General features: G+C 68.3%; 24 protein-coding genes. 5 read left to right on the forward strand and 19 right to left on the reverse strand.

The window, feature by feature from the left end; translation table 11 throughout:
- Nucleotides 1-5 precede the first annotated feature (5 nt).
- Both MWN33_RS03275 and MWN33_RS03280 read left to right on the forward strand, forming a co-directional pair.
- Nucleotides 6-848, forward strand: coding sequence for a carbon-nitrogen hydrolase family protein (locus MWN33_RS03275; protein ID WP_247198729.1), 843 nt, complete (start codon nt 6-8; stop codon nt 846-848).
- 9 nt (nt 849-857) lie between these two features.
- Nucleotides 858-2,399, forward strand: a complete 1,542-nt coding sequence (locus MWN33_RS03280; RefSeq protein WP_247198731.1) for an amidohydrolase family protein — start codon at nt 858-860, stop codon at nt 2,397-2,399.
- Between the two features lie 111 nt (nt 2,400-2,510).
- Here MWN33_RS03280 and MWN33_RS03285 read toward each other — a convergent pair whose 3' ends face one another.
- The 8 genes from MWN33_RS03285 to MWN33_RS03320 all read right to left on the reverse strand — a co-directional run bounded on the left by MWN33_RS03285 (nt 2,511) and on the right by MWN33_RS03320 (nt 10,605).
- Nucleotides 2,511-3,824: an aspartate aminotransferase family protein gene (locus MWN33_RS03285; protein ID WP_247198733.1), complete on the reverse strand. Its 1,314-nt coding sequence runs from the start codon at nt 3,822-3,824 to the stop codon at nt 2,511-2,513.
- A complete protein-coding gene (locus MWN33_RS03290) occupies nt 3,821-4,852 on the reverse strand; it encodes a phosphotransferase enzyme family protein (RefSeq protein ID WP_247198735.1) in 1,032 nt (343 codons plus the stop codon). The genes MWN33_RS03285 and MWN33_RS03290 overlap by 4 nt, the downstream gene beginning before the upstream one ends.
- On the reverse strand, nt 4,849-5,742 hold the full coding sequence (locus tag MWN33_RS03295) for a proline iminopeptidase-family hydrolase (protein ID WP_247198737.1): 894 nt from the start codon (nt 5,740-5,742) through the stop codon (nt 4,849-4,851). Before MWN33_RS03295 ends, MWN33_RS03290 begins: the two co-directional genes overlap by 4 nt.
- Before the next feature lie 5 nt (nt 5,743-5,747).
- Nucleotides 5,748-6,557: a DeoR/GlpR family DNA-binding transcription regulator gene (locus tag MWN33_RS03300; protein WP_247198738.1), complete on the reverse strand. Its 810-nt coding sequence runs from the start codon at nt 6,555-6,557 to the stop codon at nt 5,748-5,750.
- Nucleotides 6,554-7,348 carry an ABC transporter permease gene (locus tag MWN33_RS03305; protein ID WP_247198740.1) on the reverse strand — a complete coding sequence of 265 codons (795 nt, stop codon included), beginning with the start codon at nt 7,346-7,348 and terminating at the stop codon, nt 6,554-6,556. The genes MWN33_RS03300 and MWN33_RS03305 overlap by 4 nt, the downstream gene beginning before the upstream one ends.
- A 1-nt stretch (nt 7,349) precedes the next feature.
- Nucleotides 7,350-8,255 carry an ABC transporter permease gene (locus tag MWN33_RS03310; protein WP_247198742.1) on the reverse strand — a complete coding sequence of 302 codons (906 nt, stop codon included), beginning with the start codon at nt 8,253-8,255 and terminating at the stop codon, nt 7,350-7,352.
- 3 nt (nt 8,256-8,258) lie between these two features.
- A complete protein-coding gene (locus MWN33_RS03315; protein ID WP_247198744.1) occupies nt 8,259-9,383 on the reverse strand; it encodes an ABC transporter ATP-binding protein in 1,125 nt (374 codons plus the stop codon).
- Nucleotides 9,384-9,450: 67 nt separating this feature from the next.
- The gene (locus MWN33_RS03320; RefSeq protein ID WP_343312319.1) at nt 9,451-10,605 is read right to left on the reverse strand and encodes an ABC transporter substrate-binding protein; all 1,155 of its coding nucleotides are present in this window, start codon (nt 10,603-10,605) and stop codon (nt 9,451-9,453) included.
- A 259-nt stretch (nt 10,606-10,864) separates the two neighbouring features.
- Between MWN33_RS03320 and fabG the strand changes: the two genes are divergently transcribed.
- Nucleotides 10,865-11,644: a 3-oxoacyl-ACP reductase FabG gene (fabG, locus tag MWN33_RS03325; protein WP_247198747.1), complete on the forward strand. Its 780-nt coding sequence runs from the start codon at nt 10,865-10,867 to the stop codon at nt 11,642-11,644.
- 13 nt (nt 11,645-11,657) lie between these two features.
- Here the strand turns inward: fabG and MWN33_RS03330 are convergent, their stop codons facing one another.
- From MWN33_RS03330 to MWN33_RS03375, 10 genes are all read right to left on the reverse strand, one after another.
- Nucleotides 11,658-12,929, reverse strand: coding sequence for a porin (locus tag MWN33_RS03330; RefSeq protein ID WP_247198748.1), 1,272 nt, complete (start codon nt 12,927-12,929; stop codon nt 11,658-11,660).
- A 75-nt stretch (nt 12,930-13,004) separates the two neighbouring features.
- On the reverse strand, nt 13,005-14,726 hold the full coding sequence (locus MWN33_RS03335; protein WP_247198750.1) for a nitrilase-related carbon-nitrogen hydrolase: 1,722 nt from the start codon (nt 14,724-14,726) through the stop codon (nt 13,005-13,007).
- Nucleotides 14,727-14,918: 192 nt separating this feature from the next.
- Nucleotides 14,919-15,911: an acetamidase/formamidase family protein gene (locus MWN33_RS03340; protein ID WP_247198751.1), complete on the reverse strand. Its 993-nt coding sequence runs from the start codon at nt 15,909-15,911 to the stop codon at nt 14,919-14,921.
- A 26-nt stretch (nt 15,912-15,937) separates the two neighbouring features.
- On the reverse strand, nt 15,938-16,651 hold the full coding sequence (locus MWN33_RS03345; protein ID WP_247198753.1) for an ABC transporter ATP-binding protein: 714 nt from the start codon (nt 16,649-16,651) through the stop codon (nt 15,938-15,940).
- The gene (locus tag MWN33_RS03350; RefSeq protein WP_247198755.1) at nt 16,644-17,399 is read right to left on the reverse strand and encodes an ABC transporter ATP-binding protein; all 756 of its coding nucleotides are present in this window, start codon (nt 17,397-17,399) and stop codon (nt 16,644-16,646) included. The genes MWN33_RS03345 and MWN33_RS03350 overlap by 8 nt, the downstream gene beginning before the upstream one ends.
- Nucleotides 17,399-18,463 carry a branched-chain amino acid ABC transporter permease gene (locus MWN33_RS03355; protein WP_247198757.1) on the reverse strand — a complete coding sequence of 355 codons (1,065 nt, stop codon included), beginning with the start codon at nt 18,461-18,463 and terminating at the stop codon, nt 17,399-17,401. Before MWN33_RS03355 ends, MWN33_RS03350 begins: the two co-directional genes overlap by 1 nt.
- A 20-nt stretch (nt 18,464-18,483) precedes the next feature.
- Nucleotides 18,484-19,356 carry an ABC transporter permease subunit gene (locus MWN33_RS03360; RefSeq protein WP_247198758.1) on the reverse strand — a complete coding sequence of 291 codons (873 nt, stop codon included), beginning with the start codon at nt 19,354-19,356 and terminating at the stop codon, nt 18,484-18,486.
- A 208-nt stretch (nt 19,357-19,564) separates the two neighbouring features.
- On the reverse strand, nt 19,565-20,815 hold the full coding sequence (locus MWN33_RS03365; protein WP_247198760.1) for an urea ABC transporter substrate-binding protein: 1,251 nt from the start codon (nt 20,813-20,815) through the stop codon (nt 19,565-19,567).
- A gap of 19 nt (nt 20,816-20,834) precedes the next feature.
- Entirely contained in the window at nt 20,835-21,491 is a 657-nt protein-coding gene (locus MWN33_RS03370; RefSeq protein WP_247198762.1) for an ANTAR domain-containing response regulator, read from the reverse strand.
- A complete protein-coding gene (locus tag MWN33_RS03375) occupies nt 21,491-22,642 on the reverse strand; it encodes a transporter substrate-binding domain-containing protein (RefSeq protein ID WP_247198763.1) in 1,152 nt (383 codons plus the stop codon). Before MWN33_RS03375 ends, MWN33_RS03370 begins: the two co-directional genes overlap by 1 nt.
- A gap of 375 nt (nt 22,643-23,017) precedes the next feature.
- Here MWN33_RS03375 and MWN33_RS03380 point away from each other — a divergent pair, with 375 nt between their 5' ends.
- Both MWN33_RS03380 and MWN33_RS03385 read left to right on the forward strand, forming a co-directional pair.
- Nucleotides 23,018-25,048, forward strand: coding sequence for an NAD(+) synthase (locus MWN33_RS03380; protein WP_247198765.1), 2,031 nt, complete (start codon nt 23,018-23,020; stop codon nt 25,046-25,048).
- Nucleotides 25,049-25,173: 125 nt separating this feature from the next.
- Nucleotides 25,174-25,851, forward strand: a complete 678-nt coding sequence (locus MWN33_RS03385; protein ID WP_247199774.1) for an LOG family protein — start codon at nt 25,174-25,176, stop codon at nt 25,849-25,851.
- A gap of 6 nt (nt 25,852-25,857) precedes the next feature.
- Here the strand turns inward: MWN33_RS03385 and MWN33_RS03390 are convergent, their stop codons facing one another.
- Nucleotides 25,858-26,733 (reverse strand): PfkB family carbohydrate kinase, encoded by an 876-nt coding sequence (locus MWN33_RS03390; RefSeq protein ID WP_247198767.1) that lies wholly within the window; start codon nt 26,731-26,733, stop codon nt 25,858-25,860.
- Nucleotides 26,734-26,766: the final 33 nt, after the last annotated feature.

Here is a 26,766-nt window from a genome sequence, read left to right on the forward strand (position 1 = left end):
GCGCCATGTCCGCCTCGTTTGCGCTTGCCGCCGTGCCGATCGGCCCGGCCGGCCGGGACCCCGCGCCCTGCTGGCGCGAGGCGGAGACCGGCATCGCCGCCGCCGCCGCGTCCGGCGCCGGCCTCGCCGTGCTGCCGGAACTGTTCGCGCTCCCCTACATAGCCGGCGAAGCACCTGCAGCATGGGCGCATCTGGCGGAGGATGAGGACGGGCCGACCAGCCGGCGCATGAGCGCGGCGGCGCAGGCCAGCGGCACCGCCGTGCTGTTCGGGCTTGCCCTGCGCGCGGGCGACGGCGCCCCTCTCAATGCCGCCCGCCTCGCCCGGCCGGACGGGAGGGTCGAGACGGTGGCAGTGAAGATCCATCTGCCGCCCCCCGGCCCCGGCGAACCCTATGGCGAGGCCCACCATTTCGCGCCGGGCGCGCCGCGCATCGCCACCTTCGATGTGGGACCGGTGCGTGTGGCAACGCTCATCTGCTATGACCGCCGCTTTCCCGAATGCTGGCGGGCAGCGGCGCAGGCCGGTGCCGATGTCGTCGCCGTCCTCGTCGGCGGCCCGGCGCCCGGCGATCCGGAGGGGCTGTTCGCGGCGGAGCTTCAGGCAGGGGCGCGCTCCAACGCGGTCTATGCGGTGGCGGCCTCGCGCTACGGCACCGAGACCGTCAGCGGACGCCCGGTGCGCCACGATGGCGAGACCCTCGCCGTCGGGCCGGATGGCGGGATGATCGCCCGCATGCCGCGCGGCGGCCCTCGCCGGCTCATCGTTCCCATCGACCCCGGACGTCTCGCCCACGCCCGGGAGACCAATGCCACGGCACGGCGCCTGCGCCTGCCTCTTGCGAGTTGAGGAAGCATCATGGCTGAACTGATCGTCCAGGCCCGCTGGGTCGTCACCGGGATCGCGGACCGCTTCACCCCGAACGTCATCGACGAAGGCGCCGTGCTCTCGCGCGACGGCGTCGTCGTCGCGGCGGGCACGCTGGAGGAGATGCAGAAGCTCGCGCCCTCGGCGGAGCTGCGCAAATACCCCGACCACGCGATGCTGCCGGGCTTCGTCAACAGCCACCACCATGTCGGCATGACCCCGCTCCAGCTCGGCTCGCCCGACCATGCGCTGGAGCTGTGGTTCGCCAGCCGCATGCCGGCGCGGCGGCTCGACCTGACGCTCGACACGCTCTACTCGGCCTTCGAGATGATCGCGTCGGGCATCACCACGGTGCAGCACATCCATGGCTGGATGCCGGGCGGCTACCCGGCGATCCACGGCGCTGCCAGCAAGGTGCTGGACGCCTACCGCTCGCTCGGCATGCGCGCCTCCTATTGCTACGCGGTGCGCGAGCAGAACCGGCTGGTCTATGAGGCGGACGAGGAGTTCTGCGCCCGCCTGCCGGCAGAGCTCGGCGAGAAGCTGGCGAAGCATCTGAAGTCGCAGGCCATGCCCTTCGACGATTTCCTCAAGCTGTTCGACCAGCTCACCGCCGAGAACGAGGGCCAGAGCCTCACCCGCGTCCAGCTCGCGCCGGCCAATCTGCACTGGTGCACCGACGAGGGCCTTCAGGCACTGAACGCCAAGTCGAAGGCGGCCGGCGTGCCGATGCACATGCACCTGCTGGAGACCATCTACCAGAAGGCATATGCCCGCCGCCGCACCGGCAAGACGGCGCTGCGCCACCTCCACGACCTCGGCGTGCTCGGCCCGCACATGACGCTCGGCCATGGCGTGTGGCTGAACGAGGAGGATATCGACATCGTCGCCGATACCGGCACCTGCATCTGCCACAACTGCTCCTCCAATTTCCGCCTGCGCTCGGGCCTCGCGCCGCTGAACCGCTGGGAGGCCAAGGGCATCAATGTCGGCATGGGCCTCGACGAGGCCGGCATCAACGACGACCGCGACATGCTCTCCGAGCTGCGCCTCGCATTGCGCGTGCACCGCGTGCCGGGCATGGACGACGCCGACGTGCCGACCTGCCCACAGGTGGTGAAGATGGCGACCGAGGCCGGCGCCATGACCACCGCCTTTGGCGCCTCCATCGGCCGGCTCGACGAGGGCCGCTTCTTCGACGCGGTGCTGATCAACTGGAACAAGGCGACCTATCCCTACCAGGACCCGGACATCCCGATGCTCGACACGCTGGTGCAGCGCGCCAAGACGGGGGCGGTGGACGCCGTCTTCGTCAATGGCGAGGTGGTCTATGAGGACGGCCGCTTCACAAAGATCGACCGCGAGGCGGTGCTGGCGGAGATAGCCGACACGCTGGGCAAGCCGCGCAGCGAGGAAGAGGTCGCCCGCCGGGAACTCGGCCACGCCGTGTTCCCCTATGTGAAGAAGTTCTACGAGGGCTATCTCCCCGAGGCCGAGCCGACCCCCTTCTACGCCAACTCGGCCCGGATCTGATCCGGCGGGCGATGCCCCGGAAGCCGGCGCGTCAGCGCCGGCTTTTCCATGTCGGCCCTGCCGGGCAGCTCTCGCGGTCCCGGTTGGCGCCGGCACCGTATCGGCTCCGGCTCAGCCGAGAACCGCCTCCATCGCGTCGACCAGTTCGTCGGCATGGGCGGTGGTGACGCAGAGCGGCGGGCGGATCTTCAGCACGTTGCCGAAGCGGCCGGCGGCCCCGATGAGAATGCCGCGCTGGCGCAGGCCGTTGATCAGCCCGCGCGCGATCTGCGGCGCCGGCCCGTCCTGCGTGCCGAATTCGACGCCGAGATAAAGCCCCGCGCCGCGCACCGCCGTGATCGGCGCGCGCCCCTGCAGGCGCTTGAGCCGGGCGGTGAGGTGGCGGCCGACGCGGGCGGCGTTGGCGATGAGATCGTCCTCCTCCAGCGCCTCCAGCACGGCGAGCGCGGCGGCGCAGGCCACCGGACTGCCGGCGAAGGTGTTGAAATAGCCGAAATCGTTGCAGAAGGCGCTCAGCAGTTCGGGCCGGGTGACGAGGCCGGCGATCGGGTAGCCATTGCCCATCGGCTTGCCCATCGTCACGATGTCCGGCACCACGCCATGGCGCGAGAAACCCCACATTCCCTCGCCCGTGCGCCCGAAGCCGGGCTGCACCTCGTCGGCGATGAACAGCCCGCCGGCGGCGTGCACGACATCGACCGCCGCCTTGAGGAAACCGGGCGGGTTGGCATAGACGCCGTCCGAGGAGAAGATGGTGTCGACCAGCAACCCGGCGAAACGGATGCCGTCCGCCTCCATCGCGGCGATGGCGTCCTTCACCGCATCCGCGAAGCCCTGCGCGACGTCGTTGCCGAACAGCGCGGGGTCGGGCGCCGGCACCATGCGCACGCGCGGCGGCGGGGCGCCGTTCTTGTAGGAAGAGGGAGAGACCTCGGTTACGGTGGAGGTGTTGCCGTGATAGGCGGTCTGGGTGACGACGATGCCCTCCCCCCCGCTCACCTTGCGGGCGAGGCGAAGCGCCAGGTCGTTACTTTCGCTGCCGGTGCAGGTCAGCACGACGTTGGAGAGCGGCGCCGGGAAGGTGGCGAGCAGCTTCTCGGCATAGTCGTGCGCGACGTCGAACAGGTAGCGTGAGTGGATGTTGAGCTCGCCTACCTGCCGGCGCACCGCCTCCACCACCTTGGGGTGGCAGTGCCCGACGGTCGGCACGTTGTTGTAGAAGTCGAGATAAGCCCGCCCGTCCGAGGCGTAGAGATGGGCGCCCTCGGCACGCAGCATGCGCAGCGGTTCGTCGTAGAACAGCACCGAGCCGGCGCCGAAGCTGCGCCGCCGGCGCTCGATCAGCGCCGCGACGTCCGGCGGCACGGCGCTCGGCCCGCCGGGGAAGGCGTTCAGCGCGAGGATCTGCAGTTCCTGGCTTTTCACGATGCCACCCTCCCGGCGTCGGTGTCGTCCGCGTCGTAGCGGGCGAGGAAGGCGCGGGCGAGCGCGACCGTGCCGTGCGTGTAGCCCTCGCCAAGCGCCTGCGCGGTCGGGGTCTCCGCATGGGAGGCGATCCAGGCGGTCAGCAGCATGCGGCGGAGCATGACGAAGATGGGGAGCATCGCGCAGTCGGCTTCGGACAGCGGCGCGACGCTGCGGTAGCCCTCGACCCAAGCGGCCTGAAGCTGCGGGATATAGGGCTCGTGCTCGCTGAAGCTGACGGCGGCGGCGAAGTCGTAGAGATACCAGCTGAAGCCGCAATCGTCGAAGTCGATCACCGAGAGCGTGTCGCCGTCGACCAGCAGATTGGCGAGGCGCATGTCGGCGTGGACGAGGCCGAAGCGGTCCTCGCCGGTCCCATAATCGGCGAGAATGTCGCGCAGCACCGCGCTGGTTCGCTCCAGCACCGCAAGCCCCTGCGCATCGAGCCCGGCCCCGGCGCGCCAGTCGCCCCAGAGCCGCACATTGCCGAGCATCGCCTCATAGTCCCAGCGCTTGCGCACGAAGCCCTCCGGCCGTGCCCAGCCGCGCGCATGGGCGTGGAGCCGCGCATTGACGGCGCCGAGTTCGCGATACCAGCGAGCAAGGTCGTCGCCTTCATCCGGCTCCTTGCCGGCGAGCAGCCCGAAGGCGACGGCGTGGCGGGTGGTGCCGTCGTCGTCGAGATCGGCGATCAGGCTGCCGTCGGTCTGCGGGATGGGGGTGAGTGTGGCGACGAAATCCTCCGCGCCGAGCGCGGTGAGCCAGGCGAGCTCGGATTCGATCTCGTCGCGCGTGTGGTAGCCGGGTCGATGGACCCGGATCACGACCTCGCGTCCGCTCGCCGGGTCGCTCGCGCGAAAGGTGGCGTTCTCCGAAATGGTGAGAAGTCGCAATTCGGCGGCCTCGGACAGACCCCAGCGGGGCAGCGCCGCGCGCAGCCCCGCCTCCAGCCGGCCGAGAAAGCCCTCGTCATAGACCGGTGCGCTCATGCCGCCCCCCGATGCTTGCCCAGGAAGGCGAGGAGCACGGCATCGTAGTCGGCGGGCTCCTCATAGAAGGGCATGTGGCTGGAGTTCTGGAACACGGTGAGTTCGGCCTGCGGCAGGTGCTGCTTCATGCGCAGTGCGCAGGCGGGCGTGATCTCGTCGTGTCGCCCGACTGTGATGAGCACCGGCACCTCGATGCGATGCAGGTCGGGCACGCGGTTCCAGTCCTTCAGATTGCCGATGTAGAGGAATTCGTTGGGCCCCTGCATCGCCATGTAGGGCGCCATGTTCCAGTCCTCCAGCGAGGCGAGGAGCGGCGCCGGCCAGTCTTGCAGGCGGCAGACATGACGGTAGTTCAGCAGGGTGATCGCCGCCTGGTACTCGGGATGGCCGTAGGAGCCGTCCGCCTCGTGGGCGAGCAGCATCTCCACCGTCTCCGGGCCGAGCGAGGCGCGCAGCCGGTGCATCTCGGCCATCAGATGCGGCAGGTCGGCCGCGGTGTCCTCAAGGATCAGCGTCTTCAGCGCGCCAGGATAGGCGAGCGCGTAGTCGATGGCGAGCCAGCCGCCCCAACTATGGCCGAGAAGATGCACCCGGCCGAGCCCGAGCGCGCGGCGCACCGCTTCGGTTTCCTCGACGTAGCGGGCGATCGACCACAGGGCAGGGTCGTCCGGCCGGTCGGAGGCGCCGCAGCCGAGCTGGTCGAAGGCGACCACACGGTAGCCGTGGCCGGCGAGGAAGGAATGGGCGTCGCGCAGATAATCGCAGGGAAGGCCCGGCCCGCCATTGAGCAGGAAGACCGTCTCCTCGCCCGCGCCATAGGAATAGGCGACGACCCGGTGGCCGTCGACCTCGACCTCGATGCGCTCGTCCGCCGGCTTGATCTGCCACATGGAACCTACCTGCTGGCGACCGTCACCTCGACCCGGGCGCGCTCCAGCGCCCGCGCCAGAGTGCCGGCCGGCGCCGCGTCGACGACGAGGCGCTGGATGTCGGGAATACGCGCCCAGATGGCGAGCGACTGCACATGGAATTTCTTGTGGTCGGACACCACGATGGTCTCGGCGGCGCGGTTCATCATCGCCTTGTAGACACGGGCGGCGGGCGCCTCGGCGTCGGCCAGCCCGTCGGGTGTGATGCCGGAAACGCCGAGAATGGCGCGGTTGACGTTGTAGTTCTGGAGGAAATCGACCGTCTCGACCCCGACCATCATGCCCTCGCGGGCATTGTAGCTGCCGGGGCACATGATGACGTCGATGGTCGGGTTGGCCGACACGACCGTCGCCACCGAGAAGGAATGGGTGATCACCGTGAGGTCCCGGCACTCGGCGGCCATGCGCCGGGCGACGTGGGTGGTGGTTGCCCCCGCGCCGATGGCGATAACTTCCTGCGGCTCGATGAACCTCACCGTCGCGGCGGCGATGGCCTCGCGCTCGGCCACCATCAGCCGATGGCGCTCCGTCACCGACGGCTCGGAGGCGAAGGGGCGCACCGCGCCGCCATAGGTCCGGCTCAGCAGTCCCTTCTCCTGCAGGTCGAACAGGTCGCGCCGGATCGTCTCGGTGGAGACGTCGAGCTCGGCGGCGAGATCGCCGACGCGCAGCGTCGCCGAGGCGCGCATCTCGGCGAGGATGCGGTCCTGCCGCGCCGCCTTGTCGAGGCGCGGGCGGCGCCGCTCGCCGGCGGGGGCGGTGTCGTCCGCGCTCATGCTGCGGCCCGCCGGCGCACGAGCAGACCCACCAGGCCGCCGGTGAGCAGCAGGGCGGCGGCCCCGAGCGTCGCCATGGTGCCGAGCGCGGGTACCATCGGCGTGTAGCCGGCGACCATCTTGGCGTAGAGCCATTCGGGAATCGTCGAGTCGGCACCCGTCGTGTAGAGCGACAGCGGGAAGTTGCTCCAGGAGAGCAGGAAGGCGAACAGCATGCCCGACCAGATGCCCGGCCACAGCAAAGGCAGCGTCACTTCCCGGAACACCTGCACGCGCGAGCAGCCGAGGTCGAAGGCCGCTTCCTCCAGCGAGGCGTCGAAGCCATAGACCTGAATGGCGATCACCAGCGTCACGACGGGCACGATCCACACCATGTGGGCGAACACCGCCGTCATCCAGCTGGTCTGGATGCCGACCGCGTTGAAGCCGAGCAGCATGGCAAGGCCGAGCACCGGCTGGGGGAAGAAGATCGGCAGCAGGATCAGCTTCTGGTAGAGCCGCCGGCCCTTCCAGTCATAGCGGGCGAAGGCGAGCGCGCCGAAGGTGGCGATGACGACCGAGAACAACGTGACCAGCAGGGCGACGCTGATCGAAGTCTTCACGATCATGCCGATCTCGATGGAATCGATGGTCTTCGACCACCATTCCGTCGAGTAGACCTTGATGGGAAAGCCGAAATAACGGCTCTTGTTGAAGCTCGCGAGCGCGCCGCAGACAATCGGCAGGTAGATCGCCACGAGGACGAACAGCGTCCAGCCCCAGATCAGCGCGTTGGTGCGTCTGGCCTTCATCTCAGCGCCTCCCCAGCATGCGGTCGAGGTCGAGCTTCGACAGGGCGAACAGTGTCAGCCCGCCGATGAAGAAGGTCACGACCACCGCCATGGCGGAGCCGAGCGGCCAGTTCTGCGAATAGGTGAAGGCGATCTCGATGTCGTGCGAGATGACGATGATCGATTGGCCGCCGAGGATCTTCGCCTCCGCCGTGGCGCCGATGGCGAGCACGAAGGTGAGCAGCATGCCGATGAGGATGCCGGGCATGGCGAGCGGCAGCTCGATCTCGCGCCAGATGAACAGCCGCCCGGCGCCGAGGTCGCGCGCCGCGTCGATCAGGTCGCGCGGCACCAGCGCGAGGCCGAGCGTCATCGGGAACAGCATGAAGGGCAGATAGGTGTAGACCATGCCGAACAGGGTGATGCCCGGCGTGAACAGCACTTCCGGCCCGCCCGACAGGCCCAGCCATTTCAGCGTGCCGTCAAGCACGCCGTTCTTGATGTAGAACAGCACCCAGCCATAGAGCCGGACGTTCTCCGACACGAAGAGGGGGAACACGAACAGCACGCTGATGAAGGGCGACCAGCGGCCGAACACCACGTTCAGCCCGTAGGCGATCGGGTAGGCGACCACGGCCAGGATGGCGACTGTGGTGAGCGCCAGCCCGCAGGACCACACGAAGGACACCCACACCGTGTTGGCGGGGTCGAACAGCGTCGCGAAGTTCTCCAGCGTGAAGCTGCGGAACACGTCGAAGCTGCGCGGCGTGGCGAAGGCATAGCCGAAGATGGCCATGAGCGGCGCGAGGAAGCCGATGCCGAGCAGCAGCGCGACGGGGATCGCGCAACGCGCCCCGGCCGAGAGGCGGCGGGCGAGCCGGAGCTGCGCGGGCGATTCCGCGGCAGGCGCGAGGGCGATGTCTGCCATCGCTCAGCTTCCCAGCGTGAAGGCGTCGGCGGCGTCCCAGCCGAGCGTCACGGCGCGGTCGGTGCCGGGCGGCAGGGCGCGCGAGCGCGACAGCTCGACGAGGAACACCTTCTCGCCGGCGGCGCCGGCATCGACGCGAATCTGGTACTGGATGCGCGAGCCGAGCGAGTACTCGTTGTAGACGATGCCCTCCAGCCGGTTGTCGGCGCTGTCGCCGGGGCCGAGGAAGCGCATGAATTCCGGGCGCACGACGACGAAAGCCTCGTCGAGCGCGGTGCCGTCGCGCGGCGGGGCGAGGGTGAAGCGACCGGGTACGTCGACCCCGGCCCAGCCTCCGTCCGCCTCGCGCTTCACCCGGATGGTGTTCACCTCGCCGACAAACTCCGACACGAAGCGGTCGACCGGCGCGCCGTAGATCTCCTCCGGCGTGCCCACCTGCACGAGCCTTCCTGCGCGCATGACGCCGATGCGGTCGCTCATCACCATCGCTTCTTCCAGCGAGTGGGTGATGTAGATGAAGGTCTTGCCGGTCTCGCGGTGGAGGTCCTTCAGTTCCTTCTCCAGCGCCTTCTTGAGCTTGTAGTCGAGCGCGGAGAGCGGCTCGTCGAAGAACAGCACTTCGGGGTCGTAGGCGAAAGCGCGGGCGAGCGCGACGCGCTGGCGCTCGCCGCCCGAGCACTTCATGACGTTCTTGTCGAAATAATCCTCCGGCAGCCGCACGACGCGCATCAGTTCCAGCGCGCGGGCCTTGCGGGCGGCCGCATCCACGCCCTTCACCTTGAGCGGGAAGGCGATGTTCTCGCCGACGCTCTTGTGCGGGAACAGTGCCAGGGACTGGAAGACCAGGCAGGTTGGGCGCCGGTTGGGCGGGATGTCGTTGATCAGCTCGCCATGCAGCGTGATGTTGCCCTCGCTCGGCGTGTCCATGCCGGCGAGCATGCGCAACAGCGTGGTCTTTCCCGAGCCGGAGGGGCCGACGATGGTGAGGAATTCGCCCTCGCGCACGTCGAGGTCGATGCCCTGCACGGCGGTGAAGCCGCCGAAGGTCTTTCGCACGCCCACGAGCTGCAGGATGGGCGCGGCGGGCGTCTCGGCGCCGGGGGCGCCGGCGGGCAGGGTCTGGAGCATCTCGTCTTCCGTGTGAGCCCGGCGGCGGGGGCGCCGCCGGGTCGGGTGCCGGTGGGGCGGGCCTGCGTCAGCCGCGCATGCGCTTGGCGGCGTTCATCAGGTCGAGCGCCTTGTCGTAGTCGGGCACGATGTCGTACTCGACCGAGCGGGCCATCTCCTCCTCGAGGCTGTCCCACTGAATGGCGTCGAGCTCATCCTTGGTGAACAGGTCGAAGCAGGCCTTGTTGCCCATCTGCGCGACGGGGTTGAAGGTGCCCTCGGCGAAGGCCACCGTGTGAGCGACGTCCGGCGCCTGCACGTATTTCAGGAACTCCACCGCCAGCGGCGACAGGTTCGGGTTGTTCACGGTGGAGGTCACCTCGATCCACGAAATGCCGCCCTTGCCGCCGGCCAGCGGGCCCTTGAGCGGGGTGATGGCGCGCAGGTTCGGATGACCGTCGGCGCGGGCGGGCGAGACCGAGTAGGTGCCGCCGGTGAGATGCAGGTCGATCTCGCCGGAAATCAGCGCCTGGTTCATCGAGGCGATATCGCCGATCAACTTGGCACCCTTGAAGACGCGCTTGGCGGTCTCCTCGAACTTGGTCATCTCCTCGGGCGTGTGCACCTTGAAGGGGTCGATGCCGGCGACGATGAAGATGTTGAAGACGTTCCAGTCATCGGATTCGAGAATGCCGTACTTGCCGGCCAGGGCGGGGTCGTTGAACAGGTCCCAGCCGGTGTCCTCGGCAGTCTTGCGGCTTATCTTGTCGGTGTTGACGACGAAGCTGTAGGGCCCGAAGCGCTGGACCATGCCGATCAGGTCCTTGCCGTCTTCGCTCATCGCCCACTTATAGGGCGCCTTGAACTGCGGCAGCATGTTCGCGAAGAAGGGCTCGAACTCGGCCTTGGGCAGCGGCTTGATCAGCTTCTCGGGAAGCATGACCTTGCGGGCCCACGGGTTGTTGACGTTGATCAGGTCCCAGGTGTTGATCTCGCCGGCGCGCAGACGGTTGATCATGGTGGGATCGTTGGTGAGGCTCTCCGCCTTCACCGTCGCGCCCGTCTTGGAGCGGAACGGGTCGAGCACCTGCGCGGAGTTGTAGCCCTCCCAGCACAGGATGTTCAGCTCCTTCTCGCGCGCGGCGAACGCCTTGTTGGCGTTCAGCAGCGGCCCGGCGGCGGCGAGCGCGCCGAGTCCGGTTCCCATGCCCTTCAGCAGCGACCTTCTGGATATGCCTGCCATCTCGATTCCCTCTGGATTGTTGGCGCGGAGCGGGACGTCGCCGCGCGGATGACGCCACCTCCGAAGGGCTTCGGATGTGGGACTTATGTTGGACTGTGTGTGATCCTAAACAGTCTGATTTGGGCTTTACAACACCAATTTAGCAGCGCAACGTGATGAAAAGGGAGGCAGCCCAATCCGGCGGCATGTCTTTGCGCCCCCAATGGTTGGCTCCCCGTAACTATCTGATAGAAAACATATTCCGGGGAATGGCCTCACCATGTTCACGTCACTCGAAGGCAAGACCGTCATCGTCACCGGGGCTAGCAAGGGCATAGGACGCGGCATCGCGCTGCGCTTCGGCCAGGCCGGCCTCAACGTGCTGGTGGTCAGCCGCAAGCTGGCCGAGGCCGAGGCGGTGGCGGCCGAGATCGGCCCGAGCGCCTCGGGCTTCGCCGCCGACGTGACGAGCGTCGAGGATACGCAGGCAATGGCGGCCGCGGCGTTGCAGCGCTACGGCGCAATCGACGTGCTGTGCGCCAATGCCGGGATCTTTCCCGCCGCCAAGCTCGGCGCCATGACGGTGGAGGATTTCGACCACGTCATCGGCACCAATCTGAAGGGCACCTTCCTCTCGGTCTCCGCCGTGCTGCCGGCGATGAAGGCGGCGAAGAAGGGCCGCATCGTCATCACCTCCTCCATCACCGGGCCGATCACCGGCTTTCCCGGCTGGACCCATTACGGCGCCTCCAAGGCCGGCCAGATGGGCTTCATGCGCACCGCCGCCATTGAGCTCGCGCCGTGGAACATCACGGTCAACGCCGTGATGCCGGGCAACATCCTGACCGAGGGCATGGAGGGCATGGGCGAGGCCTACATCGCCTCGACCGCCGCCAGCGTGCCGATGAAGAAGCTCGGCAGCGTGTTCGACATCGCCAACACGGCGCTGTTCTTCGCCAGCGAGGAGGCCGGCTACATCACCGGGCAGGGCATGGTGATCGACGGCGGGCAGGTGCTGCCGGAATCGCCGATGGCGCTCGACGAGATGGGCGTCGCCTGAGCGCGCCGCCTCGTCAGAAAGTGCGCGCGACCAGCAGCATGAGCTGATGCGCCTGCTGCGAGGCGACGGGCAAGCCATCGGCCGTCGCGCGCCAGTCCTGCGCTCGGTAGAGATTGTAGTCGTATTGCAGGGTGATCGCGAGCGGGTCGACCGGGCTCCAGGTCAGGTTGACGCCGGCATTGATATTGTCGACCCCGTTCGCCCCGTAGGTCCCGCGGGCGAGCGGGTCGGTGATGTCGAAGGTGCCATAGCCGCCGAAGAGCGCCGAGTTCCAGTCGTCGTTCCAGTTGTGCAGATACTGGCCGACGACACTCCAGCCGCGCGCCCGCGCCAGCCGGCCGTCGCCGCGCACGAAGGCATCGGGCGCGGCGAAGTCGCCGCTCGGGTCGATCAGCCCGAGATAGGAGATCGCCCCGTCGGCATAGGCGGCCTGCAGGTACAGCGTGTCGCCGGTGGCGATGTGCGGCAGGTTGAACATCACGCCGGCCTGCAGCGCATAGCCCCACTCACGGCTGGACGTGCCGATGGTGTCGTCGCTGCCGACACCGGCGGCGATCTGGTGCAACGCGCCGGAAAGCTGGAACTGCCCCCAGTCGGCAGTCTGGCCGAAGGTGGCGACGACATCGGGAAGCCGCGTCGCCGCAAGGAAGGCGTCGGGAGAGATGGTGGCGTCGGCCGAAAGCAGTCCCGCGTCGCGGGTTGCCGAATCCTCGATCGACAGGCGTGCGGTGTAGCCGTTGCCGAGCGACCAGGTGTAGCCCAGCAGCGGAAGCTGGGTCTGGTCGCCGATGGTGGCGGGGTCCGTCCCCAGCACATTGGCGTTGGCGTAGAAGTCGAAGAAGGACTGGGTAAGGCCGGCGGTGAGCCCGCCGAACTCGATATGCATGTCCCAGGGCTGAAAGAACGGCTCGCTCGCACCGTCCGAATAGGGATCGGCCGTGCGCCAGATCATGCGCAGCTCCATGTAGGAGCGCAGCGTGCCGTAGTCGGTCCGGGTGCGCGCGTCCATCTCGAAGCCATAGGTGGCGACCCAATAAAGCCGGTCGTCCTGCGCGGGGTAGTCGGTGTAGCTGTTGTAGTAGGTCTCCGCCCAGAGATAGCCGCCGAGCCGCAGGCAGGTGTCGGAGCCGGCGATGTAATAGAAGCCGGCGCCTTCGGCCGCGCATTGGCGCAGGCGGGCGGAAGGCGCGGGCGCGGGCGCGTCGCCGGCCATGGCCGGCGCGGCGCCGCAGAGCGCCAGCGCCAGCGCTGCCCCTGTTCGGCTCCCCCCGTATCGGCCCCGCACAAGCTGCTCCCGTCGCAAATCGCCGGGCGGCATACTAGCCGCGCCGGCCGGGCTACGGAAAGCGCGGCCGGCGGTTCAGCGCACCAGCGGCCGGTAGTGGTGCGGCAGGCGCATGATCATCATGTCCTTGCGGCGCACGACGTTGGTGGGGTAGCGCGTGTCGAGATTGGTGGTGTCGATTTCGGTGGCGACGACGCCCTCGCCGATGCCGAGAATGACCTCGCGGCGCGGGAACTCGAAGGTGTCGGGGCCGAACACGCCGCTCTTGCCGCCATAGCCGGCGGCCTCGTCCAGCACGTTGGCGAAGGCGAGGAACACGTTGTTCTCGCCGGCGCGCGCCCGCATCAGGTGCCAGTGATGGGGATCGGCACCGGTCGGGATGGGATAGTTCTGCGCGACCTTCGAGCCGGCATGGGCGCCGGTGAAGGTGCCGCGCAGCGCCGCCGGGCAGACGATGAGATCGCAGCCGCGCAGCGCCTGCACCCGCCCCGCCTCGGGGAAGGTCGCGTCATGGCCGATCAGCAGGCCGAAGCGCCCGAATTTGGTGTCGAACACGCCCCACTCGTCGCCGGCGGTCGCCCAGTTGTGGTCGGAGGCGTCGAGATGGGTCTTGCGGTAGCGCCCGACGACGCCCTGCGGACCGACCAGCACGGCGCTGTTGTAAAGCGTGCCGCCCGCCTCCTCGGCAAGGCCGGCCACGAGGTGCACGCCGTGGCGCGCCGCGATGGCGACGAGGCGTGCCACGGCTTCGCCGTCAAGCGGCACGGCGGCGGGGGCGTCGAGGCCGGTCACCGCGCGCTCGGGGAAGACGACGAGTTCGGCACCTTCCTCGCGGGCGGCGCGGGCGGTCAGTTCCTCGATGCGGGCGAGATTGGCGGCGAGGTCGCCGGTCGGCGCGAACTGGGCGACGGCGACGCGCGAGCGCCGGCCCGGCGGCAGCGGGCGGTGGCCGTACAGGCTGAAGAAGTCGAGCGGGTTCCAGGAATGGGTGTTGGTCGGCAGCTCCATGTAGAGTTCGGGCCGGCGCTGCGCGAAAACCTCCTCGCCGAGCACGCGGCGGGCGCGGGCGCGCTCAAGGTCGAGCTCGGCATAGGCGATGCCGTCGCCGCTATCGATCACCGCCTCGACAGCACCGTCCGGCCCGATGACGCAGCTGCCGCCGGAGAACTGCACCGTGCGCTCCAGCCCCCAGCGGTTGGATTCGATGAGGTAGCAGCCATTCTCCATCGCCCTTGTGATCCAGTAGGGCGCGGGCGTACGCTCGGCCAGCCAGTTGGAGATGTGGCAGATGATGTCGGCGCCCTGCAGCCCGGCGAGGCGCGCGGTCTCGACGAAATGGATGTCCATGCAGACCAGCAGCGCGATGCGCCCGACCGGCGTATCGAACACCTTGTGGCCGAGATCGCCCGGCACCGACCATTTCGGCTCGGCGATATAGGGGTGTGTCTTGCGGTGGGTTCCGACGACACCCTCCGGCCCGATCAGCACGGCGGCGTTGTAATAGAGGTTCGTTTCAGGATCGACCTCGGGCATGCCGATGACGATGTGCACGCCCAGCGCGCGCGCGGCCTCGGCGAAACGCTCCGTGGTCGGGCCGAGGATCGGCTCGACGAAAGGGGCGACCTCGGCGCGGTCGAACCAGCAATAGCCGGTCGTGCCCATTTCCGGCGTCACGATCAGCTTCGCGCCCGCCTCGGCGGCTTCGCGCACCAGCTCCAGAAGGCGGGCGACGTTGCGCTCCTTCTCGGCAAGGGTCGGCTCGAACTGGACGGCGGCGACCTTCACGGGCGTGGACATCGGCACTCTCCGGTACAGCAGGGGGCGTTCGGCGCCCCGCCGTTCGGCGGGGTCCGCGAGATGGATGAAAGGGGTGGTTCGGTGCTCACCGTCAGGACCGGGTGCCACCCGGTCATCCACGTCTTCGGACTGTTCCGCGCCGAAGTCGTGGATGCCCGGCCCTCGGGCCGGGCATGACGGTGCCGGTTACGCTCAGGGCGTGAGGTACGACTTCTGGATCGAGGCGCCCAGCGTGTATTTCGGGTCCACCATGTTGCCGAGGCGCACGCGGCCGCACTGGGTCAGCAGCATATAGGCCTCGATCTCGTCGAAGCCGTAATCGGCCGCCATCCAGCGGATGAGGTCGCGATAGGCCATGCGGGCGGCATCCTCCATCGGGCGGGTCGAGCCGATGGACATGATGAAGTCCTTGGTCTCCAGACGCGGCGTGCGGATGGTCCAGCCCTTGATCAGGTCGATCTGGATGGTGGTGACGGTGGGGTGCTCCAGGGCGACGCCGCACAGCTCGCCGTCGCCCTGCGTGGCGTGGCAGTCGCCGAGATAGAGCAGGCCGCCCTTGGCGTTCACCGGCAGGTAGATCACCGAATCCATGCCGACATCGGGCAGATCCATGTTGCCGCCGTAATAGTCCGGCTGCAGCGAGGTGATCGCCTCGATCTCCGGCGAGGTGCCGATGGTGCCGATGAAGGGCACGTAGGGCAGGGTGATCTTGTCGCTCCACTTGGTGCCGGTTTCGGCATCGACGTGCAGCTTCTTGACCTTGATCGGCAGCGGCGCGTTCAGCATGGCGGTGTCGGCGGTCGGCACGAGGCCGCCGAATTCCGGCATGATCAGCGTGGTTCCGCGCGGCTGCTCGCCGCGGGGCACGATGGACTTGATGTAGACCGCCAGCGTGTCGCCCTTCTCCGCCCCGTTGACGAAGATCGGGCCGTTCTGCGGGTTGAGATAGGGGAAGTTGAGGATTTCGAGCGGGTTGTCGGTCTCGTTCTTGATGGCGCCTTCGAAGGCGTCGTGCGTCTCGGCGGAGACGACCGCGCCGGGATCGACCTTGATCACCGGCTCCACATAGGGGCCGTAGACATAGTGGTACTTGCCCTGCACCGCTTCGGTGATCTCGTGGGTGGCGCCCGCCTTGCCTTTGGCGAGGCCTTTGCGAGCCAGGATGGAGTTCTCGAGCCAGGACATGATGTTCTCCTTGGGAATACTGGCTGTCAGACGGCGAGATGGCGACGCATGGCCTCGCCATCGGCGAGGTCGTCGTGGGTGAGTTCGGCGACGACGCGGCCCTTGTCCATGACGTAGCAGCGCTGGGCCATCGCGCGGATCATGTCGATGTTCTGCTCCACGAGGACGACGGTGACGCCGGTGTCCTTGTTGAGCTGGACCATGATGCGGGCGATGTCCTGCACGATGTTGGGCTGGATGCCCTCGGACGGCTCGTCGAGCAGCACCAGCGAGGGATTGGCGACCAGCACGCGGCCGATGGCGAGCTGCTGCTGCTGGCCGCCCGACATGGTGCCGGCGCGCTGGCCCCAGCGCTCCTTCAGGATCGGGAAGTAGCCCAGCACGCGCTCGCGGTCCGCTTCGCTCACCCCGCCCTGCCGCATGCCGCCGACCGCGATGTTCTCCGCCACGGTGAGGCGCGGGAACACGTCGCGGCCCTGCGGCACATAGCCGATGCCGAGACGGGCGCGGCGGAAGGCGGTGAGCTGCTCGACCGGCTTGTCGCGGTAGACGATGGAGCCTTCCATCGTCGGCACGAGGCCGATCAGGCTTTTCATCAGCGTCGACTTGCCGACGCCGTTGCGCCCGATCACGGCGACGATCTCGCCCTCGCGCACGTCAAGGTCGAGGCCCTGCAGCACCGGCTTGCCGCCATAGCCGGCGCGCAGGCCGAGCGTGGAGAGCATGGTTTCCTTACGCATGGACGTCTCCCGCCGCCTCGTGAGCGGTCTCGTGCGCGGTGGTCTGGCCGAGATAGATGGCCGCGACCTCCTCATTGGCGACGATCTCGTCGATGGACCCTTGTGCGAACACGCGGCCCAGATGCAGCACCGTGACCTTGTGGGCGACCTGCCGCACGAAGGCCATGTCATGCTCTACCGCCAGCACCGTCATGCCCTCGGCGTTGAGGCGCTGGACCATCTCGCCGGTCGCAAAGGTCTCCTCCGGCGACATGCCGGCGGTCGGCTCGTCGAGCAGGAGGAGGCGCGGCTTGAGGCTGATCGCCATGCCGATCTCCAGCCACTGCTTCTGGCCGTGCGAGAGATTGCCGGCGAGCCGCTTGGCGTCGGCGGAGAGGTTGAGGAAGGCGAGCAGCTTGTCGATCTCCTCCGCCAGCGAGGCGGGAGGATAGTGGTGCTGCATCGCGATTTCGAGGTTCTGCCGCACGCTCAGCGCCTTGAAGATGCCGGGCACCTGGAACTTCACGCTCATGCCGCGGCGGATGCGCTGGAACGGCTTGAGGGCGGTGATGTCCTCGCCGGCGAATAGGATCGCCCCGCTGCTGGGGGAATGCTCGCCGAGGATCAGGCGGAACAGCGTCGACTTGCCGGCGCCGTTCGGCCCGATCAGACAGTGCACTTCGCCGGCTTCCAGCGCGAGGTCGACATTGTTGGTGACGTGCAGGCCGCCGAAGCGCTTGTTGAGGGCGCGGGTTTCGATGAGGGGCATCAGGCGTCTCCCGGCTGCCGCTTGGAGAAGGGTCGGGCGATCAGCCGGGCGAGGGCGAAGATGAGGCCCGAGGGCGCCAGCAGCACGGTGAGCACCAGCATCGCCCCCATCGCCACCAGCGCGTACTGGCTGCCATGGATGGTAAGCGCCTGGAACACGGCGAGCACGGTGACGGTGCCGACCAGCGTGGTGGTGAGGTCTGAGCGCCCGCCGACCGCGACCCATACGATGGGCAGCGCCGCCGCCGTCATGCCCATGGAGGACGGCGTGATGTACTGGCCCCAGCTCGTGTAGAGCACGCCCGACAGACCGGCCAGCGCCGCGCCGATGACGAAGGTGCCGAGCTGGTACTTGCGGATGTCGTAGCCCAGCATCTCGGCACGCTCAGGGTTCTCGCGGATGGCGACGAGTATGTTGCCGAAGGGCGAGTTCACCAGGATGCGCAGGCCCAGATAGACGACGACCAGCAGCCCGAGCACGACGTAGTAGAGCTCGACGTCGGGGAACAGCACGATATCGCCGCCGGGCCAGGGAAGGGTGAGCGGGGGCATGTTGCTCATGCCGTTGAAGCCGTTCAGCCGCGCCGCGCCGATCCTCCATTCCGGGCCGGCGGTCTGCGCCATGAAGCGTTCCAGCACCAGCGTCACCGACAGGGTGACGATACCGAGGAAGACGCCCGAGATGCGGCCGAAGAACAGGAAGTAGCCGAGCAGCGCCGCGAAGAGCGCGCCGATCGCCACCGCCAGCAGCAAGGCGACGAAGGTGAAGCCATAGGCGGCGCCGAAATTGATGGTGAGGATGCCGTAGCTGTAGCCGGCAATGCCGAAGAAGGCGGTCTGGCCGAAGCTCAGCGAGCCGCCATAGCCCCAGATCAGGCACAGGCCGAGCGCCATGAAGATCCAGGTGAAGAAGTACACCGTGTTGCCGACCGTGTAGCCGTCCGAGAACTGCGGATAGGCGCAGGCGGCGGCCAGCACGAGGACGAAGCCGACCCAGAAGGCCGGGCCACGGCCCAGCGTCTGCGGGCCTTCGAGGCGGCGGAAGAAGCGGGAGAGCGCGTTCATGAGAATGTTCCGTGTCCCGATCAGGCGCGCTCGCGCAGGAGAAAGCCGGAGATGCCGCGCGGAAGCACGCGGATCACCACGATGACGGCGAGCAGCAGGCCGATCTGGCCGAAGAGCTGGCCGTACCAGGAGGTCATGGTCGCCTTGACCACCGCCAGCACCGCCGCCGCCGGCGCCGTGCCGAGGAACACGTCGGCGCCGCCGACCACCACCGTCACGAAGGCTTCCATGATGAAGGTGGTGCCCATGGTCGGCACCAGCGTCATGGTCGGGGCGTAGAGCCCGCCGGCGAGGCCGGCCAGCCCAGCGCCCAGCGCGAAGGTCAGGCTGTAGACGAGGCGGGTGTCGACGCCGAGCGCGGCCGCCATGTGGGGCACCTGGATGGTGGCGCGGGCCATCACCCCGAAGCGCGTCCAGTTGAACAGCGCGTAGAGGCCGGCGAGCACCGTCACCGCCGCCGCGAACAGCACCAGACGGTAGACCGAGTAGGAATAGTCGCCGACCTGGAAGCTGCCGAAGGGCGTGCCCACGCCCGCCATGGTGGAGCCGAGCAGGATCAGCGTGCCCTGCGTGCCAATGAGGCTGAGGCCCCATGTGGCGACGATGGTGTCGAGCGGGCGCGAATAGAGATGGCGGATGACCAGCACCTCGACCACCGCGCCGACCAGCGCCGAGACCAGCGCGCCGATGAGGATGGCGAGCGGCAGCGGCACCCCGGCATGGGCGGCGGAGACGGTGACATAGGCCCCGCACATGATGAACTCGCCATGGGCGAGGTTGATGACGCCCATCATGCCGAAGATGACGGCGAGGCCGCAGGCGGACAGGACCAGAAAGGCGAAGGCGTCGCCGAACTGGTAGAGCGCGGAGAAGAGGAAGGTTCCGACATCCATGTGCGGCGGGGCCTCGTGAGATCTCGACGTCGAAGGGGCGCGCCGCCGGTCGGTCCGTCGGCGGCGGGCGGGAGGAGCGATCGCCCCGGCTCAGGCTAGGGGGGCACAGCCGGGGCGATGCTTGCGGATGCCGCCGAAGGGAACGGGGCGGCACCCGCGAGGGGATGGGCCTTCTATGTCCTCTCCCCGAGGGGGAGAGGAAGACCGCTCAGTTCTTCGGCGGCGGGTTCGAGGGCGTGTACTGCGCGCTCGGGTCGCTCTTGGTCAGGTCGCAGCCCGCCTCGCCCAGCCAGTACGGCTTGATGTCTTCCCAGACCTTCGGGAAGGAGATCGAGTGATCCGCGCCCACCTTGGCGAGATAGATGGTGTGCGACATGTGCTGGCTCTTCGGGTCGAGGCAGACCTTGCCTTCCGGCGCGTCCATGCAGACGTCGCCCTTGGCGATCTCCTTGCGCAGGTCGTCGCGCTTGGTCGACTTCGCGCGCTCAACCATCTGCTTGTAGAGATAGACGGCGAGATAGGAGTTCTCGGCTTCCTGGTTGACGTAGGGCTCGTCGGGGAACTTGGCCTTGAACTTGGCGAAGAAGGCCTTCGACGCCGGCGTGTCGACTTCCTCGATGTAGTTGGTGGTGACGTACATGTCCTTGAGGGATGGCGGCTTGAAGCGCTTGTGCTCATAGCCCTGGCCGACGTTGACCGAGGAGGCCATCGGCAGGTTCACATTGGCGGCAGCGGCCTGCTCGTAATAGGAGGCCTGGGCAGTGCCGACCAGCAGCGTCACCACGAAATCGGGCTTGGCCTTCTGGATGTTCTGGATGTTCTGGGAGAACTGCGACACGCCGAGCGGGATGAAGTCCTCGCCGACCATCTCGCCGCCATTCTCCTTGACGATATTGCGCACCCACTCGGCCGAGATCTGGCCGAAATTATAGTCGGCAGCGAGCGTGTAGACCTTCTTGCCGTACTTCTCCATCATCCACGGGATGAGGGTGGAGAACTGCTGTTCGGGCACCGCGCCGGTGACGATCATGTTGGCGTCGCAGACGCCGCCTTCATACTGGTTGTTGTAGAAGGCGAGGCCGTCGAACTGGTTGACGATCGGGCGGTAGGCCTCGCGCGAGGCGGAGGAGAAGCCGGCGAACACGGCGTCCACCTTGTCGCGCTGGAGCACGCGGCGCATGAATTCCTGGTAGCGGGTGTTGTCGGACTGGGTGTCGTAGATCACCAGCTCCAGCGGGCGGCCGTCGATGCCGCCGGCCTTGTTGATCTCCTCGGCGGCGAGCTGGATGGCGTGCACCTTGCCGATGGTCGCGGCGGCGAAGTCGCCGGACTGATCCTCGAGAACGCCGAGCTTGATCGGATCGGCGGCGTAGGCGGGCGTGAAGCTGTGGGCAACGCTGAGCAAAAGCGTCCCCGTGAGGGCCGCGGCGCGCAGCCCCCGCATGGTCTTCCCAGTCATTTTATTCTCCTGTGAAAGGTTATCGTGTTTCCGCGCTGCGGCTCTCGGGGAGACGTCTCGTCGGTTTGTCGAGGGCTTCGGCCCTCGCCTTCATGAAAGCCTCGCAGAAGTCCTCAAGAACCTGCCGCGAGCGCATGCTTTCGCGCCGAAGCCATTCATAGGCCTCGTCGTCATCGACGCCCGCATCGTGCATCCGGGCGATGATGGCCTTCACCACCGCGCGACGTCCGCGCCGGCGGCGATCCATGTCGTCGAGCCGCGACCTGAGGTCGCCGCGCAACAGGAACTGGTTGATGCCGAGGAACAGCGCGGTGTAGACGGCCGCGCCCTGCACGGGCTTGCGCAGGAAGGCCGTGGCGCCGAGGTTCACCAGCTGCTTCAGCCGGCTCGGCGCCTCCACGCCGACAAGCCCGATGATCGGCACCGGCGGCTGGCGCGAGCCGGCGTCGGTGTCGAGGGCGACGGGATTGTCGAGGTCGCCGTCGATGAAGAGGATGTCGCGCTCGGCCTGCATGGCGCCGATATCGAGCTCGGCGCGCCCGTCGGTGAGCGGCGGGCAGATGGAGGTGACGCCCAGCTTGCCCAGCGTGGTCTGCAGCGCCTCCACGGCCGTGAGGTTGGACGTGACGATATACGCCCGGCCGCCATTGAAGTTCTGGAGCAGTCGAGGAGCCATCACTTTACCACTCTCAGTGAAGAGTTGCGGGAAGCGACCGCGTAGCGCGGCGACGACTGGACGAGATAGGGGTCGGGACGGACCGGCCCGGGCGCCTCGACGAGTATGTCGAAGCGCGCGGAAGCGTTTGAAACGCCAATTCGTGGCGTCAGATAGGCGTGCAGGGTCTGCGGGTCGATATGCACATCGCCCTGCGGCGCGGCGAGGCGCTGGCGGGTGACCGCCGCCTTCACCGCCTCGACATCGTCGGTCCCCGCCTCGGCGAGCGCAAGCTGCAGCAGCTTCATCGCGATGTAGGAGGCTTCCGCATCCGCCGAGGTCGAGGGTCCTTCCGGGAAGGTCTCGCGATAGGCGCGGGTGAAGGCGGCGTTGGTCGGCGAGGGCAGCGAGGAGAAATAGACGCTGGAGCTCAGATGCCCGTCCACCGCCGGCCCGCCGATCTCCTCCAGCTCCGGCTCCGACAGCGTGCAGCTCGCCACCGGGATGACGCGCGGCTGGTCGATGCCGCGCTTCAGGCAGGCGGCGCGGAAGGCGCGGAAGAAGGCGTAGTTGCTCGTGCCGATGAGGTTGTTGAACACGAAGGCCGGGCGCGCCTCAATAATGGCCTCGACCACCTGGTCGAGCTCGGTATCGCCGACGGCGACATAGCGCTCGGCCATCACGCGGGCGCCGCGCGCCATCATCGCCTCGCGGAAGATGCGGGTGTTCTCCCAGGCCCAGATGTAGTTCGAGCCGACGCAGAAGGCGCTGGCGCCGACATGGGCCAGCATGTGGTCGACGAGGGGCAGCACGTGCTGGTTCGGCGAGGCGCCGGTGTAGATCACGTTGTTGGAGCTCTCGAAGCCCTCATAATGCGAGGGATACCAGAGCAGCGCGTCATGCTTCTCGAAGCAGGGGATCACCTCCTTGCGGCTGGAGGAGGTGTAGCAGCCGACCACGTGGCGGATGCCGGCGTTCAGCAGGTCGCGGCTCAGCGCGGCGTAGCGCACGAGATCGCCGCCGGGATTGACGACGACCGGCTCCACCGAAACGCCCTCCGCCGGCCGCTCCGCCACCGCGAGCAGGGCGCCGTTCAGCATGGAGCGCGCCACCACGTCGTACGGACCCGTGGTGGAGAACATCACTCCGATGCGGTAATGCTTCGACGCCATCGTTCAGCCCAAAACAAAAAACGCCCGCCGGTCGCTCGACCGTGGGCGTCGTTGCCACCAACCCTCGGCACGTCGTGCCGTCGTTGGAAATGTTCACCGAAATTTGCCGCGACATTGGGCATCTTTGCCCGCCGCTCGTTTCTTAGGCTTGCGTGAAGCCGCGCCTTTGTCAAGCGGTTTTGCGCGAAGACGGTATCCATGCACAACTCGGCTCCTGCGGCAGCAGCCGCTTTCCCCGCTTCGGCCAGGATCGGCGGCCGAAAGCGCAGGAATCGCACATGGATGGCGCGTGCGGCTTTCCTCGCGCCGCCCGGCGGGTAAATATCGCGCCGTTTCGGGCGGCTCCGTAAGCCGCCGCGTGCCCGCGAGGTAGGGATGGCCGACACCGAGTGCCTGTACCGTCACGGCTTCCTGCGCGTCGGCGTCTGCGTGCCGCGCGGGAGGGTCGCCGATCCGGCCTTCGCGGCCGAGGCGCATCTGGAGCAGGCGCGCGAGGGCGACCGGCGCGGCGCCGCGGTGCTGCTGTTTCCCGAGCTCGGCCTGTCCTCCTACGCCATCGACGACCTGCTGTTCCAGGACGCGCTGCTCGACGCCGTGGAGGCCGCACTTGCGCGCCTCGTGGAGGCCTCGCGCACGCTCCATCCCGTGCTGGTGGTAGGCGCGCCGCTGCGTCGGGAAGGCCAGCTCTTCAACACGGCGGTGGTGATCCATCGTGGCGCGGTGCTCGGGGTTGTGCCCAAGAGCTATCTGCCGAACTACCGCGAATTCTATGAGCGCCGGCACTTCGCCCCCGGCCTCGGCACGGGCGGCGCGATTTCCATTGCCGGCGTCGAGGCGCCGTTCGGCGACGACCTGCTGTTCCGCGCGCAGGGCGGGATCGACGTCGCCTTCCATGCCGAGATCTGCGAGGACATCTGGGTACCGCTGCCGCCGTCCACGCGGGCGGCGCTGGCAGGGGCGGAACTGCTGCTCAACCTCTCCGCCAGCAACATCACCATCGGCAAGGCACGCCATCGCCGGCTGCTCTGCGCCAGCCATTCCGCGCGGTGCATAGCCGCCTATGCATATTCCGCCGCCGGCCCCGGCGAATCGACTACCGACCTCGCCTGGGACGGACAGGCGGCGATTTTCGAGAATGGCGAGGAGCTTGCCGAGAGCGAGCGCTTCCCCGCAGGGCCGACGCTCGTGACGGCCGACATCGACCTTGAGCGTTTGCGCCAGGAGCGCCGGCGCACCAACAGCTTCGGCGACAGCGTGCGCCATGAGGGTGGCCGCCTGTTCCGCACGATCGCCTTCACGCTGGACCGGCCGCAGGCGCCGGTGGCGCTGGAGCGCGTGATCGAGCGCTTCCCCTATGTGCCGGCCGAACCTGCGCGGCTCGCCGAGGATTGCTACGAGGCCTACAACATCCAGGTGCAGGGCCTCGCTCAGCGCCTCGTCGCGACCGGCCTGCGCCATGCCGTGATCGGCGTCTCCGGCGGCCTCGATTCGACGCAGGCGCTGATCGTGGCGGCGCGTGCCATGGACCTGATCGGCCGCCCGCGCTCGGATATCCTCGCCTTTACCCTGCCGGGCTTCGCCACCTCCGACGGCACCCGCTCCAACGCGCTGGCGCTGATCGAGGCGATCGGCGCGACCGCCAGCGAGATCGACATCCGCCCGGCGGCCCGGCAGATGCTGGCCGATCTCGGCCATCCCTTCGCGGCCGGCGAGCCGGTCTATGACGTCACCTTCGAGAACGTGCAGGCGGGGCTGCGCACCGACTATCTGTTCCGTCTCGCCAACCAGCGCGGCGGGCTGGTGGTCGGCACCGGCGACCTTTCCGAACTCGGGCTGGGCTGGTGCACCTATGGCGTGGGCGACCACATGTCCCATTACAACGTCAACGCCTCGGTGCCGAAGACGCTGATCCAGCACCTGATCCGCTTCGTCGCCGCCTCGGGAGACGTGTCGCCCGCCACGGTGAGCGTGCTGGAAGCGGTGCTGGCGACGGAAATCTCGCCCGAGCTGGTGCCCGCACATGAGGGCGCCACCATCCAGTCGACGCAGCAGATCGTCGGCCCCTACGCGCTGCAGGACTTCAATCTCTACTACCTCACGCGCTACGGCTTCCGCCCCTCGCGTATCGCCTATCTCGCCGAGCAGGCGTGGAGCGATGCCGCGCGCGGGCGCTGGCCGGCCAATACGCCGGCCGAGGACCGGCGCGCCTATACGCGCACCGAGATCCGCCACTGGCTGCGCGTGTTCCTGAAGCGGTTCTTCGCGAACCAGTTCAAGCGCTCGGCGCTGCCCAACGGGCCGAAGATCACCTCCGGCGGCTCGCTCTCGCCGCGCGGCGACTGGCGCGCGCCTTCGGACGCGCAGGCGCGCCTCTGGCTCGATGAACTCGACGGCGCACAGGACTGACGACAGACGGGAAGACGCACGTGACCTATGAGAACGAGGCCGGCCAGACGTCCGCCGACGGCCGGCTTGCCAATCCGAGCTACCGCCTGCCGGCGGCGGATCAGGATTTCATCCTCGGCGATTCCATGCGCGGCGTGCGCTTCCTTCTGGAATACGCCAAGGCCGAGGAGGAGCTGCGCCGCTGGCGCATCCGCTCCACCCTCGTCGTGTTCGGCTCGGCGCGGGTGCGCGAGGACGGGCCGGGACGCCAGCCCTTCCTCTATGAGCAGGCGCGCGCCTTCGGGCGCATCGCCTCCGAGCGCGGCGGCGCGCTCGATCTCGCCGAGGGAGGCTTCCGCGACAACGTCATCACCACCGGCGGCGGGCCGGGTCTGATGGAGGCGGCCAATCGCGGCGCCTTCGAGGTGGCCGCGCCCAGCATCGGCTTCAACATCTCGCTGCCGCACGAGCAGGCGCCGAACCCCTACACGACGCCGCAGCTCACCTTCCGCTTCCACTATTTCGCGATGCGCAAGATGCACCTCGCCATGCGGGCGAACGCGCTGGTGGTGTTTCCCGGCGGCTTCGGCACGCTCGATGAGCTGTTCGAGATCCTCAACCTGCGCATCACCGGCAAGGCGCCGCCGGTCGGCATCGTGCTGTTCGACGAGGCCTACTGGCGCTCGGTCATCAACTTCCAGGCGATGATCGACGCCGGCATGGTGAGCGAGCAGGATTGCCGCGAATTCCAGTTTGCCGATACGGCGGAGGAGATCTGGGAGAAGCTGGTGGCGGGCGGCCTGCACAGCCATCGGCGCGCGTAAGCGCCGCTACGGCCCGGCTGCGCTCCGCAGCGACATGTCCAGCGCAAGCGCGGCATCACCCCACAAGGCCTTGCGGTCGGCGAGGAAGCGGGCGGCGATCTCGCTGCCGCGCTGCGCGCAGGCGGCATAGGGCTCCCCGCGCAGGCACCCGTCGATGAAGCCGGCGGCGAACACGTCGCCGGCGCCGGTGCTGTCGCGCGGGCCGCCCTCCGGCAACTCGACGGGTGCGAGCGGCACCTGCATGCGGCCGTGGGCTTCGCTCAGATGCACCGGGCGCGCGCCATCGGTCGCCACCAACACCTTCAGCCCGTCCCCGCCGATCCGCCGGGCATGGTCGAAGGCGCCTTCGCCGAGCGCGAAGGCATGGTCCGAGGCGGAGGCGATCAGTGCCTCGGCGGGTCGACGCTCGCCCGCCTCCAGCGGCACCTGCGCGACCACGCGACAGCGCCCCGCCAGCGCGTCGAGCACGCCGGCCTCGGCGCGGCGGACATTGATGTAGGCGAGGTCGGCGGCGAGAGCCGGCAGGGTGGTGAGCCGGCGCGCCTCGCTCGCGGCGGGCGCGACTATGGTGCGCTCGCCGGCGGGATCGACGAAGATTTCCAGCGGCACGGTGGGTGCCTCGCTTGCCGCGAGATATCGCAGGTCGAAGCCGAGCTGGGCCAGCACGGCGCGGCAGGCCTCGCCGGCGGCGTCGGCCGAGAGCGTGGCGACGAGGCTCACGCGGTGGCCGAGTGCCAGCAGCGCGGCCCCGGTCGCGAAGCCCCCGCCGCCGCAACGCCAGTGCGCACCGAGAACGCTCACGCGCCCGCCCGCGCCCAATGGGCGGGCGATGCGGACGATGCGGTCGACATTCACGCTGCCGACGACGAGGACGTGACCCATTCAGCAACGCTCGGAAGCAAGGCCCATCGGCGG

This window comes from Ancylobacter koreensis (genome assembly GCF_023016525.1).
Lineage (GTDB): Bacteria > Pseudomonadota > Alphaproteobacteria > Rhizobiales > Xanthobacteraceae > Ancylobacter > Ancylobacter koreensis.

What these genes read in the sequence shown, in the direction of transcription:
- MWN33_RS03305 (WP_247198740.1), bottom strand. Translation starts at nt 7,348, where the DNA reads ATGAAGGCCAGACGCACCAACGCGCTGATCTGGGGCTGGACGCTGTTC.
- MWN33_RS03300 (WP_247198738.1), bottom strand. Translation starts at nt 6,557, where the DNA reads ATGAGCGCGGACGACACCGCCCCCGCCGGCGAGCGGCGCCGCCCGCGC.
- MWN33_RS03280 (WP_247198731.1), top strand. Translation starts at nt 858, where the DNA reads ATGGCTGAACTGATCGTCCAGGCCCGCTGGGTCGTCACCGGGATCGCG.
- MWN33_RS03345 (WP_247198753.1), bottom strand. Translation starts at nt 16,651, where the DNA reads ATGCGTAAGGAAACCATGCTCTCCACGCTCGGCCTGCGCGCCGGCTAT.
- fabG (WP_247198747.1), top strand. Translation starts at nt 10,865, where the DNA reads ATGTTCACGTCACTCGAAGGCAAGACCGTCATCGTCACCGGGGCTAGC.
- MWN33_RS03355 (WP_247198757.1), bottom strand. Translation starts at nt 18,463, where the DNA reads ATGAACGCGCTCTCCCGCTTCTTCCGCCGCCTCGAAGGCCCGCAGACG.
- MWN33_RS03290 (WP_247198735.1), bottom strand. Translation starts at nt 4,852, where the DNA reads ATGAGCGCACCGGTCTATGACGAGGGCTTTCTCGGCCGGCTGGAGGCG.
- MWN33_RS03275 (WP_247198729.1), top strand. Translation starts at nt 6, where the DNA reads ATGTCCGCCTCGTTTGCGCTTGCCGCCGTGCCGATCGGCCCGGCCGGC.
- MWN33_RS03370 (WP_247198762.1), bottom strand. Translation starts at nt 21,491, where the DNA reads ATGGCTCCTCGACTGCTCCAGAACTTCAATGGCGGCCGGGCGTATATC.
- MWN33_RS03365 (WP_247198760.1), bottom strand. Translation starts at nt 20,815, where the DNA reads ATGACTGGGAAGACCATGCGGGGGCTGCGCGCCGCGGCCCTCACGGGG.
- MWN33_RS03385 (WP_247199774.1), top strand. Translation starts at nt 25,174, where the DNA reads ATGCGCGGCGTGCGCTTCCTTCTGGAATACGCCAAGGCCGAGGAGGAG.
- MWN33_RS03375 (WP_247198763.1), bottom strand. Translation starts at nt 22,642, where the DNA reads ATGGCGTCGAAGCATTACCGCATCGGAGTGATGTTCTCCACCACGGGT.
- MWN33_RS03320 (WP_343312319.1), bottom strand. Translation starts at nt 10,605, where the DNA reads ATGGCAGGCATATCCAGAAGGTCGCTGCTGAAGGGCATGGGAACCGGA.
- MWN33_RS03350 (WP_247198755.1), bottom strand. Translation starts at nt 17,399, where the DNA reads ATGCCCCTCATCGAAACCCGCGCCCTCAACAAGCGCTTCGGCGGCCTG.
- MWN33_RS03295 (WP_247198737.1), bottom strand. Translation starts at nt 5,742, where the DNA reads ATGTGGCAGATCAAGCCGGCGGACGAGCGCATCGAGGTCGAGGTCGAC.
- MWN33_RS03380 (WP_247198765.1), top strand. Translation starts at nt 23,018, where the DNA reads ATGGCCGACACCGAGTGCCTGTACCGTCACGGCTTCCTGCGCGTCGGC.
- MWN33_RS03315 (WP_247198744.1), bottom strand. Translation starts at nt 9,383, where the DNA reads ATGCTCCAGACCCTGCCCGCCGGCGCCCCCGGCGCCGAGACGCCCGCC.
- MWN33_RS03310 (WP_247198742.1), bottom strand. Translation starts at nt 8,255, where the DNA reads ATGGCAGACATCGCCCTCGCGCCTGCCGCGGAATCGCCCGCGCAGCTC.
- MWN33_RS03340 (WP_247198751.1), bottom strand. Translation starts at nt 15,911, where the DNA reads ATGTCCTGGCTCGAGAACTCCATCCTGGCTCGCAAAGGCCTCGCCAAA.
- MWN33_RS03390 (WP_247198767.1), bottom strand. Translation starts at nt 26,733, where the DNA reads ATGGGTCACGTCCTCGTCGTCGGCAGCGTGAATGTCGACCGCATCGTC.
- MWN33_RS03335 (WP_247198750.1), bottom strand. Translation starts at nt 14,726, where the DNA reads ATGTCCACGCCCGTGAAGGTCGCCGCCGTCCAGTTCGAGCCGACCCTT.
- MWN33_RS03360 (WP_247198758.1), bottom strand. Translation starts at nt 19,356, where the DNA reads ATGGATGTCGGAACCTTCCTCTTCTCCGCGCTCTACCAGTTCGGCGAC.